Below are 21,845 nucleotides of genomic sequence, written 5' to 3'. Positions count from 1 at the left end.
GCCGTTCGGACCGGCCGGATCGGTGAGCGGGGCACGTGGGGCTCGGCACACGCCGAGCCCCCGCTCACCGGCCCACGCGGATCCGGACGAAACGCCCTAGCCGAGCGGGTGCATCCAGCCGTGGGTGTCCTCGGCGACACCGCGCTGGATGTCCAGCAGGCGCTCGCGCAGCTTCACCGTGACCTTGCCGGGCGCGCCCTCGCTCTGGGTCCACTCGCCGCCCGCGGACTTGACGGTGCCGACGGGGGTGATGACGGCGGCCGTGCCACAGGCGAAGACCTCCGTGAGGGTGCCGTTCTCGGTGTCGGCCCGCCACTGGTCGATGGAGACCCGGGCCTCCTCCGACTCGTAGCCGAGGTCCCGGGCGACCGTGAGCAGGGAGTCACGGGTGACGCCGGCGAGCAGGGAGCCGGTCAGGGACGGGGTGATGATCTTGTTCCCGTACACGAAGTACAGGTTCATCCCGCCGAGCTCCTCGACCCACTTGTGCTCGACCGCGTCGAGGTAGGCGACCTGGTCGCAGCCCTTCGCCGAGGCTTCCGCCTGGGCGAGGAGGGACGCGGCGTAGTTGCCGCCGGTCTTGGCGTCGCCCATGCCGCCGGGGACGGCGCGCACGCGGTCCTCGGAGAGCCAGATGGAGACCGGCTTGACGCCACCGGGGAAGTAGGCGCCGGCGGGCGAGGCGATGACGAGGAAGAGGTACTCGTTGGCGGGCTTCACACCGAGGCCGACCTCGGTCGCGATCATGAACGGACGCAGGTAGAGCGACTCCTCGCCGCCGTGCGCCGGAACCCATGCCTTGTCCTGCTGGACGAGCACGTCGCAGGCCTCGATGAACGTCTCGACGGGGAGTTCCGGCATGCCCAGCCGGTACGCCGACGCCTGGAAGCGCTTGGCGTTCGCCTCGGGACGGAACGTGGCGACGCCGCCGTCGGGCCCGCGGTAGGCCTTGAGGCCCTCGAAGATCTCCTGCGCGTAGTGCAGGACCGTGGTCGCGGGGTCGAGCGAGAGCGGGCCGTAGGGGACGAGCTGGCCGTCGTGCCAGCCGCGGCCCTCGGTCCACCGGATCGTCACCATGTGATCGGTGAAGTAGCGACCGAATCCGGGCTTGGCCAGGATCGCCTCGCGCTCGGTGTCGGACAGGGGGTTCGAGGAGGGCTTGAGCTCGATCGTGGGCGTCGTCATGAGTGCTTGTCCTTCACCGGTTGTATGTGTCGGACCGCGCTCACGCCGCTCCTGCCGGATCCTGTCGGACAGGTGCTAGGACATCCGAGCTTCCACGCGAGCCACGGCCCCGTTCGATTATCGCTCCCGGGTGGCCGTGCACGAAATGGGTGTGAATGCGGTCCAGTGGTCGATGGTGGCACCCGGGAGCGCATGCGAGAAGCCGCCGGGTGCGGTTGCGACCCGGCGGCTTCTCGATGGAGTCGTCGGGTCAGCTCGCTACGCGTACCGCGAGCGCGTCGCCGATCTGTTCGGTCGTGCGGGTCGTCCCGTCGCGTTCCGCGAGGTCGGCGGAGACGGCCTCCTCGATGCGCGCGGCCTGGGCCTCGTAGCCGAGGTGGCGCAGCAGGAGGGCGACGGAGAGGATCGCGGCGGTCGGGTCGGCCTTGCCCTGGCCCGCGATGTCGGGGGCAGAGCCGTGGACCGGCTCGAACATGGAGGGGAACTCGCCGCTCGGGTTGATGTTGCCCGAGGCCGCGACGCCGATGCCGCCGGAGACGGCCGCGGCGAGGTCGGTGATGATGTCACCGAAGAGGTTGTCGGTCACGATCACGTCGAAGCGCTCGGGCTGCGTGACGAGGAAGATCGTCGCCGCGTCCACGTGCAGGTAGTCGGTGGTGACGTCCGGGAACTCGGCCGCGACCTTGTTGAAGATGTTGGTCCACAGGTGGCCGGCGTGGACCAGCACGTTGTTCTTGTGAACCAGCGTCAGCTTCTTGCGCGGGCGGGCCTGGGCGCGGGCGAAGGCGTCCCGCACCACACGCTCGACACCGAAGGCGGTGTTGACCGAGACCTCGGTGGCGACCTCGTGCGGGGTGCCGGTGCGGATCGCGCCGCCATTGCCCGTGTACGGGCCCTCGGTGCCCTCGCGGACCACGACGAAGTCGATCTCCGGCTGGCCCTTGAGCGGAGTCTCGACACCCGGCAGCAGCTTCGACGGCCGCAGGTTCACATGGTGGTCGAAGAGGAAGCGCAGCTTCAGCAGGAAGCCGCGCTCCAGGACACCGGACGGGACCGAGGGGTCACCGATCGCGCCGAGCAGGATCGCGTCGTGCTGCTTGAGCGCCTGGACATCCGCGTCGGTCAGCGTCTCACCGGTGGCGTGGTAGCGCTTGGCGCCGAAGTCGAACTCCTTGGTCTCCAGCTTCACATCCTGCGGGAGAACAGCGTTGAGGACCTTGAGGCCCTGAGCCACGACCTCCTGGCCGATACCGTCACCAGGGATCACTGCGAGATTGATGCTGCGAGACATGTCCGCACCTTACTGCGCGTCCCATCCCGTGACACGTAACGTCCATCATTCGGACACATGGTGCGCTGTACGTGTATCGTTCACCTATTCGCCGGGGAGGCGTCAGACAACGGGTGGATGTTCTCGTCCATGGACATCCCCCGTTTCGGAATCCCCGAGAAGCTCGCCGACCGCATGAGCATGGCCGAACAGCACGCGTACCTGCGCAGCCGGCTGACCCGGCGTGGCGTACTCCGTACGAGCGTGGCGACCGCGGCCGTGGCCGGTCTCGGCACCTCCCTCGCCGCCTCACCGGCCTACGCGGCGCCGACCGTCCTCACCTCGTCCCGCACCTCCACCCGGGTGGACGGCTCGCTGGTCGCCCCGTTCGGCCGGCACCTGGCGTACGGCGCCGACCCGAAGACGCAGATGGCGGTCTCCTGGCAGGTCCCGTTCGCCGTGCGGCGGCCCTACATCCGGATCGGCCTCAAGCCCTGGGCGCTGAGCCGCAGGATCGACGCCGAGGTCCGCCACCTCACCACCCCCGAACTCAACGGGGGCAAGATCGCGGCCGCCGAGCAGTTCTACGTCCACGCGAGCCTGGAGCGGCTGCAGCCCGGCACGACGTACTACTACGGCGTCGGCCACGACGGCTTCGACCCCGCCGACACCCGCAACCTGGGCACGCTCGGCACCTTGACCACCGCGCCCGCGCACGCCGAGTCCTTCACCTTCACCGCCTTCGGCGACCAGGGCGTCAGCTACCACGCGCTGGGCAACGACCAGTTGATCCTCGGTCAGAACCCGGCGTTCCACCTGCACGCGGGCGACATCTGCTACGCCGACCCGTCCGGCTCCGGGCAGAGCACCGACACCTACGACGCCCGCACCTGGGACCAGTTCCTGGCGCAGACGGAGACCGTGTCGAAGACCGTGCCATGGATGGTGACCACCGGCAACCACGACATGGAAGCCTGGTACTCGCCGGACGGCTACGGCGGCCAGAACGCCCGCTGGACCCTGCCCGACAACGGCCCGGACCCGGTGAACCAGCCCGGCGCGTACTCGTTCGTGCACGGCAACGTGGGGGTCGTCGCCCTCGACGCCAATGACGTCTCCTACGAGATCCCGGCCAACTTCGGAATCAGCGACGGCAGGCAGACCCGCTGGCTCGACCGGCGCCTCGGCGAGCTGCGGGCCCGTCCCGACATCGACTTCCTGGTGGTCTTCTTCCACCACTGCGCGTTCTCGACGACCAACGCGCACGCCTCGGACGGCGGGGTGCGCGACGCGTGGGTACCGCTCTTCGAGAAGCACCAGGTGGACCTGGTCATCAACGGCCACAACCACGTCTACGAGCGCACGGACGCGATCCTGAAGAACGCCGTGCGGCGCACGGTGCCGATCGGCGAGCGCACCGACCCGACGCGGGACGGCATCGTGTACGTCACGGCGGGCGGCGCGGGCAAGGCGCTGTACGACTTCCCGGCGCCGGACACCTACGAGGGACACGTCCGGGACCAGGACAGCGTGGACACGTACCACGTGGTCAAGGGCGGCGGGAAGGCCGTCGAGACCGTGGAGTGGTCCCGGGTGCGCTACACCGGCTTCTCGTTCCTCGCGGTGGAGGTGCAGTCCGGACGGAACGCCCGGATGAAGGTGACGGCACTGGCCGAGTCGGGCGAGCGCATCGACCACTTCGAGATCAGCCGCGGCTGAGCGCCTGCGGAGAGCCGCTCATCGCGGGCCGGTCGGCCACGACCGGCCCCGGCGACCGGTCTCAGTGACCCGTGGAGCCGCCGTTGTCCCTGCGGTCGAGAGCCCGCTGCAGGGCGGCGGCGGCGTTCCGGCGCTCCGACTCGGTCGGGCGGTGGGTGTGACGGACGCGGCGGACTGTGGTCTCGGCCATGGTGGATCGACTCCTTGAGATCGCGAGGATTTCGAGATCGAAACTTCGTGAACGTGATGTCGAGATCGGGATTTCGAGGCGCCGGAAGGGGCGGGGAGCGGGCGTCGCAGGGGTTGCCTGCAAGGGACACGCGCTCACGACCGCCAGTCGCTGGATCGAGCGAGACGTTCGGCTTCTACAAAGTTAGGACAGCTCGGCCGTTCTGTCTCCACAATTACTCGGACTTCCTACTATCTGAGACGGAGGTTTACCGTCATCCGCTCCCGGTTCCCGGACCGGGGCCCGGACCGTGCGCCATCGTGCCTGTTCAGAGGCGGTGGCACGGCCGGCGGATCACCTCCGCCGACGGTGGCCCGGGAGCTGTGATCCCGGTCTCGTCCGCCGCTCTCCGAGTGACACCGGATCTCCCGCCCATGGAAACCGCCTCCCGGCCGGCAGGAAAACCGGGCGGGAGGCGGAAATCGGGGCGGGGCGCCGGCACGGCGGCGCCCCGGGGGTGTCAGCCCTGGTGGGGGTAGGTGTAGTCGGTCGGCGGGACCAGCGTCTCCTTGATGGCCCGGGTCAGGGTCCAGCGCTGGAGGTTCTGCGGGGCGCCGGCCTTGTCGTTCGTACCCGAGGCCCGGCCGCCGCCGAAGGGCTGCTGGCCGACGACGGCACCGGTCGACTTGTCGTTGATGTAGAAGTTGCCCGCGGCGTAGCGCAGCTTCTCCATCGCGTGCGCGACCGCGGCGCGGTCGTTCGCGATCACGGAACCGGTCAGCGCATAGTCGGAGACCGACTCCATCTGCTCCAGCATCGCGTCGTACGCGTCGTCCTCGTAGACGTGCACGGCGAGGATCGGGCCGAAGTACTCGGTCGTGAAGACCTCGTTCTCGGGGTCGCCGCACTCGATGACGGTCGGGCGGACGAAGTAGCCCACCGAGTCGTCGTACGTGCCGCCCGCGATGATCGTGCAGGACGGGTCGGCCGCGGCGCGGTCGATCGCGGCCTTGTTCTTGGCGAACGAGCGCTCGTCGATAACGGCACCGGCGAAGTTCGACAGGTCGGTGACGTCACCCACGGTGATGGAGTCGACCTCGGCCGCGAACTTCTCCTTGAAACCGGAGTTCCAGATGGAGGCCGGGATGTACGCACGGGAGGAGGCCGAGCACTTCTGGCCCTGGTACTCGAAGGAGCCACGGGTCAGCGCGGTCTTCAGGACGGCGTGGTCGGCCGACGGGTGGGCGACGACGAAGTCCTTGCCGCCGGTCTCGCCGACGAGCCGCGGGTAGGTGCGGTAGTTGGCGATGTTGTTGCCGACCGTCTTCCACAGGTGCTGGAAGGTGGGCGTCGAGCCGGTGAAGTGGATGCCGGCCAGGTCGCGGTGGTTCAGGGCCACTTCGGAGACGGCGATGCCGTCGCCGGTCACCAGGTTGATGACGCCCTTGGGCAGGCCCGCCTCTTCGAGGAGCTGCATCAGCAGCACGGCGGCGTGGGTCTGCGTCGGGGACGGCTTCCACACCACGACGTTGCCCATGAGGGCGGGGGCGGTGGGCAGGTTGCCCGCGATGGCGGAGAAGTTGAACGGCGTGATCGCGTAGACGAAGCCCTCCAGCGGGCGGTGGTCCATGCGGTTCCACACGCCCGGCGAGTTGGCCGGGGGCTGCTCGGCCAGGATCTGGCGCGCGTAGTGCACGTTGAAGCGCCAGAAGTCGACGAGCTCACAGGGGATGTCGATCTCGGCCTGCTGGGCGGTCTTCGACTGGCCGAGCATCGTGGACGCGGCCATCGTCTCGCGCCAGGGGCCGGACAGCAGCTCGGCGGCGCGCAGGATGATCGCGGCGCGGTCGTCGAAGGACATCGCGCGCCAGGCCGGGGCGGCGGCCAGCGCGGCGTCGATCGCGTCCTGGGCATCCTGCTGCGTGGCGGCGGCGAACGTACCGATGACGGCCTTGTGGTTGTGCGGCTGCACGACGTCGAAGCGCTCGCCGCCGCCCATCCGCTTCTCGCCGCCGATGGTCATCGGGAGGTCGATCGGGTTCTCGGCGAGTTCCTTGAGCTTCGCCTCCAGGCGGGCCCGCTCCGCGGAGCCCGGGGCGTAGGAGTGGACCGGCTCGTTGACCGGCGCGGGGACGTGAGTGACGGCGTCCATGAGTGCCTTGTCTCCTTGTGTCGTCGGGGGGGTGGGGGTCAGCCGGGCAGGTCAGCCCTTGGTGAGGATGGAGCGGCCGAAGAACAGCAGGTTCGCCGGCTTCTCCGCGAGGCGGCGCATGAAGTAGCCGTACCAGTCGGTGCCGTACGCGGTGTAGACGCGCATCCGGTGGCCCTCGGCCACGAGGCGGACGTGCTCGTCGCTGCGGATGCCGTACAGCATCTGGAACTCGTACTCGTCCAGCTTGCGCCCGGCCTTCCGGGCCAGCTCCTGGGCGATGGCGATCAGACGCGGGTCGTGCGACCCGATCATCGGGTAGCCCTCGCCCTCCATCAGAGTCCTCAGGATGCGGACGTACGCCTTGTCGACCTCGGCCTTGTCCTGGTACGCGACGGAGGCGGGCTCCTTGTAGGCACCCTTCACGAGGCGTACGCGGCTTCCGGCGGCGGCCAGGCGGCGGGCGTCGTCCTCGGTGCGGAACAGGTACGCCTGGATCACACAGCCGGTCTGCGGGAAGTCCTTCCGCAGCTCCTCGTGGATGGCGAACATCGAGTCGAGCGTGGTGTGGTCCTCGGCGTCCAGCGTGACCGTGGTGCCGATCGCGGCGGCGGCCTCGACGACCGGGCGGACGTTGGCGAGCGCCAGCTCGTGCCCACCGGGGAACCGGGACGCGGACCCGGATGTCTCCCCGCCCCGGTCCGTGGCGGGCAACGGGAGGGACTGGCCGAACATGGAGAGCTTGACGGACATCTCGGCCCTGGTGCCCAGGCCCAGGGCCTTCAGGCGCTCGATCAGTTCCAGGTACGCGTCGCGGGCGGCGGCGGCCTGCTCGGGGGTGGTGATGTCCTCGCCCACCACGTCGAGGGTGACTTCGAGACCCTTGTCTGCGGCGTCCTCGATGACCGGCACGACCTGGTCGACGGTCTCACCGGCGATGAACCGGTCGACGACCTGCTTGGTACCGGGTGCGGCCGAGATGAAACGGCGCATCTTGTCGCTGCGGGACGCGGCGAGGATCACAGGAGCCAGCACGGGGCACCTCCACGGAAAGTACGAACAAAGGCCGTACCGGCAGAAAGGGAACAGAGCGGCACAGCACGGAGAACCACCGTGAAATCTAAGGATCCCTCCGATCGTGTGCCATCGACAGCTGTCACGCATCCAGTCCCGGGTTCTCAGACATATGTCTGAAGGGGTGCGAGAATGGCCGGGTGAAGGGCGATTACCAGGAGCTGGTCGACGAGATCTCCGGGCTGCTCGGCGCCCCCGCGACGCTGGAGAACCGGGACTTCGGCCTGGTCGCCTTCGGCGCCCACGACAGCGACGACACGGCGATGGACCCGGTCCGCACCCGTTCGATCCTGACCAGACGCTCCACACCCGCGGTCCGTGCCTGGTTCGAGGGCTTCGGCATCACCCGCGCCACCGGCCCCATCCGCATTCCGGCCGCCCCGGAGGCCGGGGTGTTCCGCGACCGGATCTGCCTGCCGGTACGCCATCGGGGTGTCGTGCTCGGTTACGTCTGGCTGCTCGACGCGGACCCCGGGCCGACCGACGAGCAGCTGAAGGCGGCCATGGAAGTGGCGGCCCGGATCGGCGGCCTGCTGTTCGACGAGGCGCGGGCCGGCACGGATCTCTCCCGGGAGTTCGGCGCGGTGCTCACCGCCGGGCGGGGCTGGCAGCGCGACATGGCGGTGGCCTCGCTGCACGAGGCGCTGGGCCGGGACGCGGAGGGCCTGCACACGGTGGTGTGCGTGACCCCGTGGACCGGCGATCCGCCGTCGGCCCGCACGGTGTCGGCGGCAGCGGCACTGGCCTCGGTTCCGGGGGCCGTCGGCACCCAGTCGCTGGCCGCGCTGGTCCGGCTGCGCTCCGCCGATGTACTCGACCCGGCACTCGGCGCGGCCGACCGGCTGCGGTCCGCCGCGGGCCGGGGCGCCACCGCCGGGGTCGCGGAACCCTGCCGGGGCCTGACGGATCTGGCCGAGGCGTGGCACGAGGCATCGGCCGCGGCCCGGGCGGCGGCGGCCGAATCACGCTTCGGTCCGGTCGCCCAGTGGTCGGCGATCGGCCCGTACCGGCTGCTGACGGGCCTTCCCCGCAAGGCGGCAGCGGACCCCGCGGTCCGTGCCCTGCTCACCCCGTCGCACACGGATCTGGCCCGCACCGCGGAAGTGTTCCTCGACTGTGCGGGCCAGGCGTCCCGCACGGCCGCCGCCCTCGGCATCCACCGCCAGACGCTCTACTACCGGCTCTCCCGGGTCCAGCAGCTCACCGGCCTCGACCTGAACGACGGCGAGGACCGGCTGCTGCTGCACATGGCCCTCAAGGACGCACGGCTCTGACCCCCGGGGCCTTCGCCAACGCCTCGTCACCCTCGCGTTGCGGCGCAGGCGTTCACCGAGGAGCACCCTCGGCGACAGATCCGGTGCTCGGTGACACAGCCGGCGCCGTCACACCGCCCGCCCGTCCAGCACCGCCTTCAGACCGTCCGTCAGATCCTGTGCGGACGGGGCCGATTCGCTGTCCATCAGCCACTGGACCATCACTCCGGCGAGCAGCGCCTGGCAGAACAGCCCCGCCACCCGCGCCTTCTCCGGATCCTTGTCCGGGTCGATGCCGAGCAGGTTCTCGGCCAGGCCGTTCCGGCCCTCGCGCTGCGGGCCCGCCAGGGCCCTGTGCAGTTCGGGATCCTTGTCGATCCGGGAGACGACCTCCATCTGGAGCCGCCAGACGGCCCGGGTCCGCTCGTAGCTGTCGATCACGCGCTGCCAGGTGTCGCGGAACTGGTCGAGCGGTGATCCGGATCCGTCGCCGCCGACCGTGTCCGCGTCCGGCCGCTCGGCGAGCATGCTGCCCCACTCCTCCGTCACCTTGAGGAAGGCGAGGTTGAGCAGGGCCTCCTTGGAGCCGTAGTGGTAGCCGATGGAGGCGAGGTTCGTACCGGAAGCGGCCACGATGTCACGCGCCGTCGTCCCGGCGTACCCCTTCTCCAGCAGGCAGTGCTTGGCGCCTTCGAGCAGATCCTCACGGTGTCCCATGACAGCAGCGTACCCGGCATGTAGACGTCCGTATAAAACGCTCGTCTGAATGCCGGGTACGTGAAGGGTGTCGAAGGTCAGTCGTTGAGGTTCACCGTGCGGGCCGACGTGGCACCGATCTCCGTGGAGATCTCGGCGAGCACCGGCGCCGGGACGTCGTCGTCGACGGTGAGCACGACCAGCGCCTCGCCGCCCGCACCCGTCCGCGAGACCTGCATGCCCGCGATGTTGAGACCGGCCTCGCCGAGGATCCGGCCGACCGTGCCGACGACCCCGGGACGGTCCTCGTAACGCAGCACCACCATGTGGTCGGCCAGTGCCAGGTCGACGTCGTACTCGCCGACGGCGACGATCTTCTGGAGGTGCTTGGGTCCGGCCAGCGTGCCGGAGACGGAGACTTCCTCGCCGCCCGAGAGCGTCCCGCGGACGGTGACCACGTTGCGGTGGTCCGGCGACTCGGAGCTGGTGGTGAGGCGGACCTCGACCCCGCGCTCCTGCGCGAAGAGCGGGGCGTTCACATACGACACCGTCTCGTCGACGACATCCTCGAAGACGCCCTTGAGCGCGGAGAGTTCGAGCACCTTGACGTCGTGCTGGGTGATCTCGCCGTACACCTCGACGTCGAGGCGGACCGCGACCTCGCCCGCGAGCGCGGTGAAGATCCGGCCGAGCTTCTCGGCCAGCGGCAGGCCCGGACGCACGTCCTCGGCGATCACGCCGCCCTGGACGTTGACCGCGTCCGGCACGAGCTCACCGGCGAGGGCGAGCCGCACGGACTTGGCGACCGCGATGCCCGCCTTCTCCTGGGCCTCGTCGGTGGAGGCACCGAGGTGCGGGGTGCAGACGACCTGGTCGAACTCAAACAGCGGGGAGTCCGTGCAGGGCTCCTTCGCGTACACGTCGAGGCCGGCGCCGGCGACCCGGCCCTCCTTGAGGGCGGAGGCGAGCGCGGCCTCGTCGACGATGCCACCGCGCGCGGCGTTGACGATGCGCACCGAGGGCTTCACCTTGTGCAGCGCCTCGTCACCGATCAGGCCAAGCGTCTCGGGGGTCTTGGGCAGGTGCACGGTGATGAAGTCGGCGACTTCGAGCAGCTCGTCCAGCGAGAGGAGCTTGACGCCCATCTGGGCGGCTCGCGCGGGCTGCACATAGGGGTCGTACGCGACGATCTTCATACCGAAGGCCGACATGCGTTGGGCGACCAGGACACCGATGCGGCCGAGGCCGACGACGCCGAGGGTCTTCTCGCTCAGCTCGACACCGGTGTACTTGGAGCGCTTCCACTCGCCGTTCTTGAGGGCGGTGTTGGCCTGCGGGATGTTGCGCGCGGTGGCGACGAGGAGACCGCAGGCCAGCTCGGCGGCGGTCACGATGTTGGACGTCGGCGCGTTGACGACCATCACGCCGGCCTTGGTGGCGGCGGAGACGTCGACGTTGTCCAGACCGACGCCGGCACGGGCGACGACCTTCAGCTTCTTCGCGGCGGCCACGGCCTCGGCGTCGACCTTGGTGGCGGAGCGCACCAGGATGGCGTCGACGTCGGCGATCGCGGGGATGAGCTCGGCGCGGTCCGCGCCGTTGCAGTGCCGGATTTCAAAATCCGGGCCCAGCGCGTCAACCGTGGCAGGCGACAGCTCTTCAGCGATGAGTACGACAGGTTTCGAGCTCACGTGAGTCCTCACAGGTCCAGTGCGGACGGCCGTCCCGACGGCCGCAGGCGGTGGAGGGGCTTGCCGCGTGGAAGACGCACGACACTGTGGGCCTGACGCGTGTATGTGTGGAGAAGTGTAGTCATGCGCCGCGACGCATTCTGCGCCCCGTTGGAAGGATCACCCACACGGGGGTGGACAGCTTGTACACACGTACGGCGCCGCCTCTTCCGGCGGTGAAAAGCGAGCGCCGCCGGGACGGGCAGGATGACCCGTCCCGGCGGCGACCGGGTTACGCGTCCTCGTCGTTGACCCAGCTCATGAGCTTGCGCAGCTCACGGCCGGTGGTCTCCAGGAGGTGGTCGCTGTCCGCCTTCTTGTACTCGTTGTACTTGGGCAGACCGTTGTGGTACTCCGCCATCCAGTTCCTGGCGAAGGTGCCGTCCTGGATCTCCGCGAGGATCTTCTTCATCTCGGCCTTGGTGGCGTCCGTGATGATCCGCGGGCCGGTGACGTAGTCGCCCCACTCCGCGGTCTCCGAGATCGACCAGCGCATCTTCTCCAGGCCGCCCTCGTACATGAGGTCCACGATGAGCTTCAGCTCGTGGAGGCACTCGAAGTACGCGATCTCCGGCTGGTAACCGGCCTCGGTCAGGGTCTCGAAGCCGGCCTTGACCAGGGCGGCGGTGCCACCGCAGAGGACGGCCTGCTCGCCGAACAGGTCGGTCTCGGTCTCCTCGGTGAAGGTCGTCTTGATGACGCCGGCGCGGGTGCCGCCGATGCCCTTCGCGTACGACAGGGCGAGCGCCAGGCCGTTGCCCGAGGCGTCCTGCTCGACGGCCACGATGCACGGAACGCCGCGGCCCTCCTCGTACTGACGGCGGACCAGGTGGCCCGGGCCCTTCGGGGCGACCATGCAGACGTCGACGCCGGCCGGCGGCTTGATGAAGTCGAAGCGGATGTTCAGGCCGTGTCCGAAGAACAGGGCGTCCCCGTCCTTGAGGTTGTCCTTGATGGACTCCTCGTAGACCTGGGCCTGGATCGGGTCCGGAACGAGGATCATGATGACGTCGGCCTCGGCGGCGGCCTCGGACGGGCTCACCACGCGCAGGCCCTGCTCCTCGGCCTTGACCTTGGACTTGGAGCCCTCGTGCAGACCGACACGGACGTCGACACCCGAGTCACGCAGCGACAGCGCGTGGGCGTGGCCCTGGCTGCCGTAGCCGATGACCGCGACCTTGCGGCCCTGGATGATGGAAAGGTCGGCATCGTCGTCGTAGAACAGCTCGGCCACTGGGTCTCTCCTTGTGTGCAGGTGTTGCGTCCCACCGTACGGCGGGGTGCGTCAGATACGTTTTCGGGTCTCGCCATACGAGCGGCGAGGAGGCGGTGCCTGGTGCTTTCGGATCAGGCCGAACGGTCGAGGGCGCGCAGCGAACGGTCGGTGATCGAGCGCGCGCCACGCCCTATGGCGATGGTTCCGGACTGAACCAGCTCCTTGATGCCGTACTGCTCCAGCATCTTGAGCATGGCCTCCAGCTTGTCGGCGCCGCCGGTCGCCTCGATCGTGACGGCCTCCGGGGAGACGTCCACGGTCTTGGCGCGGAACAGCTGGACGATCTCGACGATCTGGGAGCGGGTCTCGTTGTCGGCGCGGACCTTCACCAGGACGAGCTCGCGCTGGATCGCAGCGGACGGCTCAAGTTCGACGATCTTCAGGACGTTGACCAGCTTGTTGAGCTGTTTGGTCACCTGCTCAAGAGGCAGGTCCTCGACATTGACGACGATGGTGATGCGTGAGATGTCGGGGTGTTCGGTGGTACCGACCGCGAGCGAGTCGATGTTGAAGCCGCGGCGGGAGAACAGGGCGGTGATCCGGGCGAGGACACCGGGCTTGTTCTCGACCAGGACGGAGAGCGTGTGCTTGGTGGACATGGAGTCGGTCTCTCTCTGTCTCTCAGTCGTCTTCGTTGTCGCCGAAGTCGGGGCGGACACCGCGGGCGGCCATGACCTCGTCGTTGGAGGTGCCGGCGGCGACCATCGGCCACACCATGGCGTCCTCGTGGACGATGAAGTCGACAACGACCGGGCGGTCGTTGATCGCGTTGGCCTCGGCGATGACCTTGTCCAGATCGGCCGGGTCCTCGCAGCGGATCGCGTGGCAGCCCATGGCCTCGGACAGCTTCACGAAGTCCGGGACGCGGGTGCCCTTCGCCGGGACGCCCTCGGTGTCGGCACCGGAGCCCAGCACGGTGTTCGAGTAACGCTGGTTGTAGAACAGGGTCTGCCACTGGCGGACCATCCCGAGCGCGCCGTTGTTGATGATGGCGACCTTGATCGGGATGTTGTTGAGCGCGCAGGTGGTCAGTTCCTGGTTGGTCATCTGGAAGCAGCCGTCGCCGTCGATCGCCCAGACCGTACGGTCCGGCGCGCCGGCCTTGGCACCCATCGCCGCCGGGACCGCGTACCCCATCGTTCCGGCGCCGCCGGAGTTCAGCCAGGTGGCGGGCTGTTCGTAGTCGATGAAGTGGGCGGCCCACATCTGGTGCTGGCCGACGCCCGCCGCGAAGATCGTGCCCTCGGGGGCGAGCTGACCGATGCGCTGGATGACCTGCTGCGGGGAGAGGCTGCCGTCCTCGGGCAGGTCGTAACCGAGCGGGTACGTGTCGCGCCAGCGGCTGAGGTCCTTCCACCAGGCGTCGTAGTCACCCACGTGGCCTTCGGTGTGCTCGGCCTGGACGGCCTGGACCAGGTCGGCCAGGACCTCGCGGGCATCGCCCACGATCGGGACGTCGGCGACGCGGTTCTTGCCGATCTCGGCAGGGTCGATATCGGCGTGGACGATCTTGGCGTACGGGGCGAAGCTGTCCAGCTTGCCGGTGACGCGGTCGTCGAAACGGGCTCCGAGGGCGACGATCAGGTCGGCCTTCTGCAGCGCGGTGACGGCGGTGACCGCACCGTGCATGCCCGGCATTCCGACGTGCAGCGGGTGGCTGTCGGGGAATGCTCCGAGCGCCATCAGTGTGGTGGTGACGGGCGCTCCGGTGAGTTCCGCGAGGACCTTCAGTTCGGCGGTGGCCCCCGCCTTGATGACACCCCCGCCGACGTACAGCACCGGGCGCTTGGCCTGGGTGATGAGCTTGGCGGCTTCGCGGATCTGCTTGGCGTGCGGCTTGGTGACCGGGCGGTAGCCGGGCAGGTCCTGGGTGGGCGGCCAGCTGAACGTCGTCTGCGCCTGGAGGGCGTCCTTGGCGATGTCGACGAGGACGGGGCCCGGACGGCCGGTGGAGGCGATGTGGAAGGCCTCGGCGATGGTGTGCGGGATGTCCTCGGCCTTGGTGACCAGGAAGTTGTGCTTGGTGACCGGCATCGTGATGCCGCAGATGTCGGCTTCCTGGAAGGCGTCCGTACCGATGGCCTTGGAGGCGACCTGGCCGGTGATCGCGACCAGCGGGACGGAGTCCATGTGGGCGTCGGCGATCGGCGTGACCAGGTTGGTGGCGCCGGGGCCCGAGGTGGCCATGCAGACGCCGACCTTGCCGGTGGCCTGCGCGTAGCCGGTGGCGGCGTGTCCGGCGCCCTGCTCGTGGCGGACCAGCACGTGGCGGACCCGGGTGGAGTCCATCATCGGGTCGTACGCCGGAAGGATGGCGCCGCCGGGAATGCCGAATACCGTGTCGGCCCCCACCTCCTCAAGGGAGCGGATGAGGGACTTCGCGCCCGTGACGTGCTCAACGGTGGCGGCGGACGGTCCGCCGTTACGGGCCCGCGGCTGGGGATGGTGGGCCCCGGTGGCCTGCTCGGTCATCGGCATTCTCTTCTCGAAGCTGAGGGTTTCTGCGGGTGTTTTACGAGGGTTTGCCTGGTATCAGTGCAACAAAAAACCCCTCGTGCCGTGAGGCAAGCGAGGGGAGCGCGCCGGTGCGGTCTGCGAAGTGTCAGTGAGTGACTCCGCTTCAGCCGACGCGCTTTCCAAGTACGAGAATTCGGGTGCGCATGGCAATGACCCTCTCTCCGGCGCATGCGACGTGTCAAGTGGGTGGGACGGGCGTCTCAGCATGTGAGCCACTGTAGAGGGGGATCGAGCCGCCGGTCAGGACCGGCTGGGCGGTGGTGCCGCCGGGCACCGGGAACTCACCGCGGGCCAGGGCGCGGCGCAGCCGGTACTCGTCGAGCGGCCCGGAGAAGGCCATTCCCTGACCGTGTGTGCAGCCCATGGCGCGCAGCGCGAGGACCTGCTCCGGTACGTCGACCCCCTCGGCCACGGACTGCATGCCGAGGTCGCAGGCGATGCGCAGGAGGCCGCTGGTGATCTTGTGCAGCCGGGCGGATTCCACGACGCCCTCGACGAGACCGCGGTCCAGTTTCAATACGTCGATGGGGAGCCGCCGCAGGGCGTTGATCGCCGCGTAGCCGCTGCCGAAGCCGTCGAACGCGATGCGGACGCCGAGCCGGCGCAGCGCGACGAGGCGCTGTTCGAGTTCGTCGAAGGGGATCCGGGGGTCGCTGTCGGCCACCTCGATCATCAGGGCTCCGGAGGGCAGCCTGTGCCGGGTGAGCAGCGCTTCGACGGAGCTGGACGGCACGCCCTTGTCGAGGAGCCTGCGGGCCGGGAGCCGCACGGCGACGGAGACCGTGTGCCCGGCCCTGGCCCGGTCGGCGGCCTGCTCGACGGCCTCTTCGAGGACCCATCGGCCCAGCTCCGCGGTGCGGTCGCTGTCCTCGGCGACCCGCAGGAACTCGGCCGGGGTGAACAGGATGCCCTGGGCGGAACGCCAGCGGGCCTGGGCGGCGACGGCGGCGACGGTGCCGCTGGCCAGATGCACCACGGGCTGGTGGAGCAGGGCGAACTCGCCCTCCCGCAGGGCGGTGCGCAGCCGGGCTGCCAGCTCGGAGCGGCGCACGACTTCGGCCTGCATCTGCGGGGCGTACAGCTCGACGCGGTCCTTGCCGCCCGCCTTGGCGCGGTACATGGCGAGATCGGCGTTGCGCATGAGGTCGCTCGGCGAGATGCCGGGTTCGGCGAAGGCGACCCCGATGGACGCGGCGACCCGGACCTCGCCGGCGCCGATGCGGTAGGGCTGGGAGAGGGTGAGACGCAGCCGGTCGGCGATCTCGTGGATCTGGTACTCCCGGGCGGACTGGTCGCGGATGCCGTCGCCGAGGATGATGGCCGCGAATTCGTCACCGCCGAGGCGGGCGGCGGTGTCACCGGCCCGTACGGATTCCTGGAGGCGGCGGGCGGCGTGGATGAGGAGCTCGTCGCCCGCCTGATGGCCGAAGCGGTCGTTGACCGCCTTGAATCCGTCGAGGTCGATGAAGAGCACGGCGGTGCCGGGGTCGCCGGAGCGGCGCCCGCCGAGAGCCTGGCGCACCCGGTCGGTGAACAGGGCGCGGTTGGGCAGGTCGGTGAGCGGGTCGTGCTCGGCGTTGTGCTGCAACTGGGCCTGGAGACGGACCCGTTCGGTCACATCACGGCTGTTGAGGATCAGCCCGCCCTGGTGGCGGTTGACCGTGGATTCGACATTGAGCCAGTCGCCCGTACCGGATCTGAAACGGCACTCGATCCGGGTGGTGGGTTCGTCGCCCGGGGTGGCGGCGAGGAACCGGCGCACCTCGTGGACCACCTGCCCCAGGTCCTCGGGGTGGATGATCGAGGCGAGTTCGGCGCCGACCAGGTCGTCGGCGTCGCGCCCGTACACACCTGCGGCGGCGGGGCTGACGTAGCGCAGGACACCGGTGGGCGCGGCGATCATGATGACGTCGCTGGAGCCCTGCACCAGGGAGCGGAAGTGGTTCTCCTTCTGCGCGAGCTCCTGGGTGAGCGCGATGTTGTCGACGAGCATGATGCCCTGCCGGACGACCAGGGCGAGCACCACCGTGCAGCCGGTGAAGACCACGACGCGGTCCACCCGGCGGCCCTCGATGACGTTGTACAGAATGCCCAGGGTACAGACGGCGGCGGCGAGATACGGCGTGAGCGCGGCCAGCGATCCCGCGATGGGCCGGCTGGTCGGGCGCACGGTGCCCGGCGGCGGCAGGGCATGGTCCGTCGCACCGCTCGCGGCCCAGGGCGCGTACGCGAGGAGCAGGGAACCGGCGAACCAACCCGCGTCCAGCAACTGGCCCGAGTGGTAGGTCTGGCGCAGCAGCGGGGAGGTGAACAGGGCGTCGCACAGGACCGTCAGGGCGAGCGCGGCGACGGCGGTGTTCACCGCGGAGCGATTGACGTTGGACCGCCGGAAGTGCAGGGCCAGCACCATGGAGACCAGCACGATGTCGAGCAGTGGATAGGCCAGCGCGAGCGCCGCGCGGGCCACGCTCGCGCCCTCGGCGTCGACGAGGTGTGCGGTGTGGGCGAGAGCGAGACTCCAGGACAGCGTGAGGAGCGATCCGCCGATCAGCCAGGAGTCCAGCGCGAGACAGACCCAGCCGGCCCGGGTGACGGGGCGTTTCGCGAGGACGAGCAGCCCGACGATGGCGGGTGGTGCGAAGCAGAGGTAGAAGGCGTCGGCGAGGGAGGGGCTGGGCACCTGGAGACCGAGCACGACCTCGTACCAGCCCCAGACCGCGTTGCCTCCCGCGGCCATCACCGAGGAGAACGAGAACAGCAGCCAGGCGGGCCGGAACCGGTCGTCGCCGGCGTGCGCGTACAGGAAGCAGGAGACGGCGGCGACCAGCGCGGCGGCGCTGAGGCCGAAATCCCCCATGACGAGCGCCAGTTCCGAAGAGCCCCAGCCGAAGGCCGCTCCCACCGCGTATCCGCCGCAGACGAGGCCGAGCAGGACCTGCGAGACCAGTGCGGACGCACCGCCGGCGGTCGACCGCCGGGAGAGGAAAGCCCCGAGGGAGCCGGCCGACGCGCTCACCGGGGCGCACCCGACGCCGCCGGGCGTGCGCGCACCCTGCGGCTCGGCGGGGTCCGCCCCTGACATCCCGGTCGCGTCATGACGCTTGCGTCACGGACGGGCGGCAGGGCACCCGGAGCGGGCCCCGGTCGCCGTCGACCGTGCTGCGGTGTCGGATCGTTCGCCCATCGGCCATGCATCGCCCGTCGCCCCCTCGCGTGTCGCGTCCTCCCCGGCGCAGTCCCTTCCCTGGCTCAGCGCCCCTTTCGGGACGATACACCAGACTGGTCACACAGGGACATACCTTATCTACTCTCTGTGACGACCAGGGGGTTCCTCGGAACGCCGTGCAGTCGGGCGGATCCGTAGCGTGGTCAGCCGGTGGTGCGGACGACGTTGTGCACCGGCTCGCCCGCGGCGAACCGGCTGAGCTGTCCGGCCACCAGACGCTTGGCGCGGGGGCGGAACGCCGAGGTGCTGCCGCCGACATGAGGAGTGATCAGGACGTTCGGAGCATGCCAGAGGGGATGGCCGGCGGGCAGCGGTTCCGGGTCGGTGACATCGAGTGCCGCGCGCAGCCGACCGGACTCCAGTTCGAGCAGAAGTGACGCGGTGTTGACGACGCCGCCCCGCGCGACGTTCACGAGCAGCGCTCCGTCCCGCATCGCGGCGAGGAAGTCGGCGCCCACCAGCCCTTGTGTGGACGGGTTCAGCGGGGTGGACAGCACGACGATGTCGGCCTCGGGCAGGAGTGCGGGCAGGTCGTCGAGCGTGTGTACGGGTCCGCGTGCGGTGGTCCGCGCAGAGCGCGCGACGCGCGCCACCCGCGCGCACTCGAACGGCGCGAGCCGGTCCTCGATGGCGGACCCGATGGATCCGTACCCGACGATCAGCACGGACTTGTCGGCGAGCGCGGGGTAGAAGCCGGACAGCCACTCCTCCTTGTCCTGGCCGTGGACGAACCCGGGAAAGCCGCGCAGGGAGGCGAGGATCAGCGCCAGAGCCAACTCGGCGGTCGACGCCTCATGGACGCCCTTGGCATTGCACAGCCGCACCCCGGCCGGCAACAGGCCGAGCCCCGGCTCGACATGGTCGATGCCCGCGGAGAGCGTCTGCACGATCCGGACCTGTGCCATGTCCGCGAGCGGCCGGACCGCGACCTTCGGACCCTTCATGTACGGCACGACGTAGAAGACGCAGTCGGCCGGATCGGCCGGGTAGTCCTGCTCACCGTCCCAGAAGTGGTAGTCGAGGCCCTTGGGGAGTCCTTCGATCTCATCGGCGGAAAACGGCATCCATACGGCGGGGGTCTTGGTCGAAGTCATGGTCAGGAGGCTAATCCCCGGGAGGCTGCGCGAGGGGCGGTGGGCGGCAGAGGTTACTTTGGGTGCGGTGCGGCCCCGTGACGGTGGGGCCGAGACCCTGTCGTCACGGGACCTTAGGGAGGGTTCGGGGAGTTGGAGCGCAGGAGCCTCGGTGCGGCGGCGCTCGCCGTGGGCGCGGTCGGTCTCGGCTGCATGCCGATGAGCTGGGCGTACAGCACGTCGCAGCAGCGCGGTGACCGTGCGTCGCGTGCGGTGCACGCCGCGCTCGACGCGGGCGTCCACCTGCTCGACACGGCCGACATGTACGGTCCCTTCACCAATGAGCTGCTGGTGGGCCGGGCGCTGAAGGGCCGCCGGTCCGACGCCTTCGTCTCCACCAAGTGCGGGCTGCTGGTGGGCGATCAGCACATCGTCGCCAATGGCCGCCCCGGCTACGTGCGGCGGGCCTGCGACGCCTCGCTGCGCCGGCTGCAGACCGATGTGATCGATCTGTACCAGCTGCACCGGGCCGATCCCGAGGTGCCGGTCGAGGAGACCTGGGGTGCGATGGCGGAGCTGGTGGCCGCGGGGAAGGTGCGGGCGCTCGGACTCTCTGCGGTCGGTGCGCGGGCTTCGCGCCGGCCGGGCGCCCGCAAGTACGACGAAACGATCCGTCAGCTGGAGCGCGTGCAACAGGTCTTCCCGGTGAGCGCGGTGCAGGCGGAACTCTCGGTCTGGTCGCCGGAGGCGCTGGAGTCGCTGCTCCCGTGGTGTTCGGCCCGGGGCGTCGGGATGCTGGCGGCGATGCCGCTGGGCAACGGCTATCTGACGGGCACGCTGACACCGGGGCAGGGCTTCGAACCGGACGATCTGCGCGCCCGGCATCCGCGGTTCACCGCGGAGATGATGGCGGCCAACCAACCGGTGGTGGTCGGGCTGCGGCGGATCGCCGAGCGGCACGGGGCGACCGCGGCGCAGGTGGCGCTGGCCTGGGTACTGCGGCAGGGGCCGCATGTGGTGCCGGTGCCGGGGACCAAGCGGGAGCGGTGGGCGGTCGAGAACGCGGCGGCGGCCGGACTGACGCTGACCGACCGGGATCTGATGGAGATCGCCCGGCTGCCCGCGGCACGGGGGTCGTGGGACTGACCACCGGACCCGCGCCCGCGGCCGGCGATCGAGAAATGTGGCCGGCATACGGAACCCTGGGCGGGGTCGCGGTGTAAGAACAGTGGTCGGGTGGCCGTCGAAGGGATCGGTGTCGTGCGCGGTGTTCTGTTCGGATCTGCACAAGCCCCTGCGGGGCGTCGGGGGCGGCGAGGTGCGCGCCGCGGGGCGGCGGCCTCGCTGGCAGTGAGCGCGCTGCTGCTGGCCGCGGGATGTTCCGGCGGCACGCGGGGGGTGGGGCAGCTGCCGTCGCCCTCCCTGCCCTCGTCCGCCGCCTCGGACTCCTCCGGCTCCTCGGCCTCCCCGTCCGCGTCGACGGCCCTGCCGCCGGCGAAGGGCTCGGTGACGGTGGTCTCCACGCTCACCGAGGGCCTCGACTCGCCGTGGGGGCTGGCGGAGCTGCCCGGTGGCGACCTGCTGGTCTCCTCACGCGACAAGGGCACGATCACCCGGATCGACGGGAAGAGCGGCAAGAAGACCCTGCTGGGCACCGTGCCCGGGGTGGCACCGGGTGGAGAGGGCGGGCTTCTGGGCCTCGCGGTCTCCCCCACCTACGGTGCGGACCATCTGGTGTACGCGTACTTCACGACCGCGTCCGACAACCGCATCGCGCGCATGCAGTACGACGAGAACGGCACGACTCCGGGTCAGCTGCTGGGTGCGCCGGACACGATTCTGCGGGGCATCCCGAAGGGCTCGATCCACAACGGCGGGCGGATCGCCTTCGGCCCGGATCACATGCTCTACGCGGGCACCGGCGAGACGGGGGACACCGGACTCGCCCAGGACAAGAAGTCACTGGCCGGCAAGATCCTGCGGATGACCCCGGACGGCCAACCGCTGCACGGAAATCCCGAGGCCGACTCCGTGGTGTATTCGTACGGTCACCGCAACGTGCAGGGGCTGGCCTGGGACGAGCACAAGCAGCTGTGGGCGTCCGAATTCGGCCAGGACACCTGGGACGAGCTGAACCGGATCGTGCCGGGTGGGAACTACGGCTGGCCGGAGGTCGAGGGCAAGGCGGGAAAGCGGGGGTTCATCGACCCCGTGGCACAGTGGAAGACCTCCGAGGCGTCCCCGAGCGGTATCGCGTTCGCCGAGGGTTCCATCTGGATGGCGGGCCTGCGCGGTGAACGGCTCTGGCGCATTCCGCTGTCCGGCCGGGCGGACGGGGAATCTCTGGCGGCCCCCCAGGCGTTCCTCAAGGGGAAGTACGGCCGACTGCGCACGGTGCTCGCCGCAGGCGGCGACAAGCTCTGGCTCGTCACGAGCAACACGGACACCCGTGGCACCCCCCGGCCGGGAGACGACAGGATCCTGGTGCTGGCGGTGCGGTAGCGGCTA

The 21,845-nt window shown here is 69.8% G+C and carries 16 protein-coding genes; 4 read left to right on the top strand and 12 right to left on the bottom strand.

Features of this window, described 5'->3' with window-relative positions; all coding sequences use genetic code 11:
• Positions 1-96: 96 nt before the first annotated feature.
• Both ACFVUT_RS24210 and ACFVUT_RS24205 read right to left on the bottom strand, forming a co-directional pair.
• A complete protein-coding gene (locus ACFVUT_RS24210; RefSeq protein ID WP_389671038.1) occupies positions 97-1,185 on the bottom strand; it encodes a branched-chain amino acid aminotransferase in 1,089 nt (362 codons plus the stop codon).
• Positions 1,186-1,435: 250 nt separating this feature from the next.
• Positions 1,436-2,476 (bottom strand): 3-isopropylmalate dehydrogenase, encoded by a 1,041-nt coding sequence (locus ACFVUT_RS24205; protein ID WP_389656966.1) that lies wholly within the window; start codon positions 2,474-2,476, stop codon positions 1,436-1,438.
• A gap of 129 nt (positions 2,477-2,605) precedes the next feature.
• On the opposite strand from ACFVUT_RS24205, the gene ACFVUT_RS24200 reads away from it, so the two are divergent.
• The gene (locus ACFVUT_RS24200) at positions 2,606-4,174 is read left to right on the top strand and encodes a fibronectin type III domain-containing protein (protein WP_389656963.1); all 1,569 of its coding nucleotides are present in this window, start codon (positions 2,606-2,608) and stop codon (positions 4,172-4,174) included.
• Between the two features lie 61 nt (positions 4,175-4,235).
• Here ACFVUT_RS24200 and ACFVUT_RS24195 read toward each other — a convergent pair whose 3' ends face one another.
• The 3 genes from ACFVUT_RS24195 to ACFVUT_RS24185 all read right to left on the bottom strand — a co-directional run bounded on the left by ACFVUT_RS24195 (position 4,236) and on the right by ACFVUT_RS24185 (position 7,527).
• A complete protein-coding gene (locus ACFVUT_RS24195; RefSeq protein WP_266748797.1) occupies positions 4,236-4,364 on the bottom strand; it encodes a hypothetical protein in 129 nt (42 codons plus the stop codon).
• A gap of 499 nt (positions 4,365-4,863) precedes the next feature.
• On the bottom strand, positions 4,864-6,495 hold the full coding sequence (gene pruA, locus ACFVUT_RS24190; RefSeq protein WP_389656960.1) for an L-glutamate gamma-semialdehyde dehydrogenase: 1,632 nt from the start codon (positions 6,493-6,495) through the stop codon (positions 4,864-4,866).
• A gap of 51 nt (positions 6,496-6,546) precedes the next feature.
• Positions 6,547-7,527 carry a proline dehydrogenase family protein gene (locus ACFVUT_RS24185; protein WP_389656957.1) on the bottom strand — a complete coding sequence of 327 codons (981 nt, stop codon included), beginning with the start codon at positions 7,525-7,527 and terminating at the stop codon, positions 6,547-6,549.
• Between the two features lie 179 nt (positions 7,528-7,706).
• On the opposite strand from ACFVUT_RS24185, the gene ACFVUT_RS24180 reads away from it, so the two are divergent.
• Positions 7,707-8,840, top strand: coding sequence for a PucR family transcriptional regulator (locus ACFVUT_RS24180; protein ID WP_389656954.1), 1,134 nt, complete (start codon positions 7,707-7,709; stop codon positions 8,838-8,840).
• Between the two features lie 108 nt (positions 8,841-8,948).
• On the opposite strand, the gene ACFVUT_RS24175 is transcribed toward ACFVUT_RS24180, so the two are convergent.
• The 7 genes from ACFVUT_RS24175 to ACFVUT_RS24145 all read right to left on the bottom strand — a co-directional run bounded on the left by ACFVUT_RS24175 (position 8,949) and on the right by ACFVUT_RS24145 (position 19,358).
• Complete coding sequence (locus ACFVUT_RS24175; protein ID WP_389656951.1) at positions 8,949-9,536, bottom strand: TetR/AcrR family transcriptional regulator; 588 nt, start codon at positions 9,534-9,536, stop codon at positions 8,949-8,951.
• 77 nt (positions 9,537-9,613) lie between these two features.
• A complete protein-coding gene (gene serA, locus ACFVUT_RS24170) occupies positions 9,614-11,206 on the bottom strand; it encodes a phosphoglycerate dehydrogenase (protein ID WP_389656948.1) in 1,593 nt (530 codons plus the stop codon).
• Positions 11,207-11,477: 271 nt separating this feature from the next.
• Positions 11,478-12,479: a ketol-acid reductoisomerase gene (ilvC, locus tag ACFVUT_RS24165; protein WP_389656945.1), complete on the bottom strand. Its 1,002-nt coding sequence runs from the start codon at positions 12,477-12,479 to the stop codon at positions 11,478-11,480.
• Positions 12,480-12,592: 113 nt separating this feature from the next.
• Positions 12,593-13,120 carry an acetolactate synthase small subunit gene (ilvN, locus tag ACFVUT_RS24160; protein ID WP_018102507.1) on the bottom strand — a complete coding sequence of 176 codons (528 nt, stop codon included), beginning with the start codon at positions 13,118-13,120 and terminating at the stop codon, positions 12,593-12,595.
• Between the two features lie 22 nt (positions 13,121-13,142).
• Positions 13,143-14,999 (bottom strand): acetolactate synthase large subunit, encoded by a 1,857-nt coding sequence (locus ACFVUT_RS24155; RefSeq protein WP_389656941.1) that lies wholly within the window; start codon positions 14,997-14,999, stop codon positions 13,143-13,145.
• A gap of 217 nt (positions 15,000-15,216) precedes the next feature.
• On the bottom strand, positions 15,217-18,054 hold the full coding sequence (locus ACFVUT_RS24150) for a putative bifunctional diguanylate cyclase/phosphodiesterase (protein ID WP_389656938.1): 2,838 nt from the start codon (positions 18,052-18,054) through the stop codon (positions 15,217-15,219).
• A 353-nt stretch (positions 18,055-18,407) separates the two neighbouring features.
• Positions 18,408-19,358, bottom strand: coding sequence for a 2-hydroxyacid dehydrogenase (locus ACFVUT_RS24145; protein WP_389656935.1), 951 nt, complete (start codon positions 19,356-19,358; stop codon positions 18,408-18,410).
• Between the two features lie 132 nt (positions 19,359-19,490).
• Here ACFVUT_RS24145 and ACFVUT_RS24140 point away from each other — a divergent pair, with 132 nt between their 5' ends.
• Positions 19,491-20,483 (top strand): aldo/keto reductase, encoded by a 993-nt coding sequence (locus tag ACFVUT_RS24140; RefSeq protein WP_389656932.1) that lies wholly within the window; start codon positions 19,491-19,493, stop codon positions 20,481-20,483.
• 114 nt (positions 20,484-20,597) lie between these two features.
• Complete coding sequence (locus ACFVUT_RS24135; protein ID WP_389656985.1) at positions 20,598-21,839, top strand: PQQ-dependent sugar dehydrogenase; 1,242 nt, start codon at positions 20,598-20,600, stop codon at positions 21,837-21,839.
• The last annotated feature ends 6 nt before the right edge of the window (positions 21,840-21,845 follow it).

It is taken from the genome of Streptomyces sp. NPDC058051, assembly GCF_042885475.1.
Lineage (GTDB): Bacteria > Actinomycetota > Actinomycetes > Streptomycetales > Streptomycetaceae > Streptomyces.
Note: the sequence above shows the minus strand (reverse complement) of the source record. Positions and strands in the feature narration are given on the sequence as shown.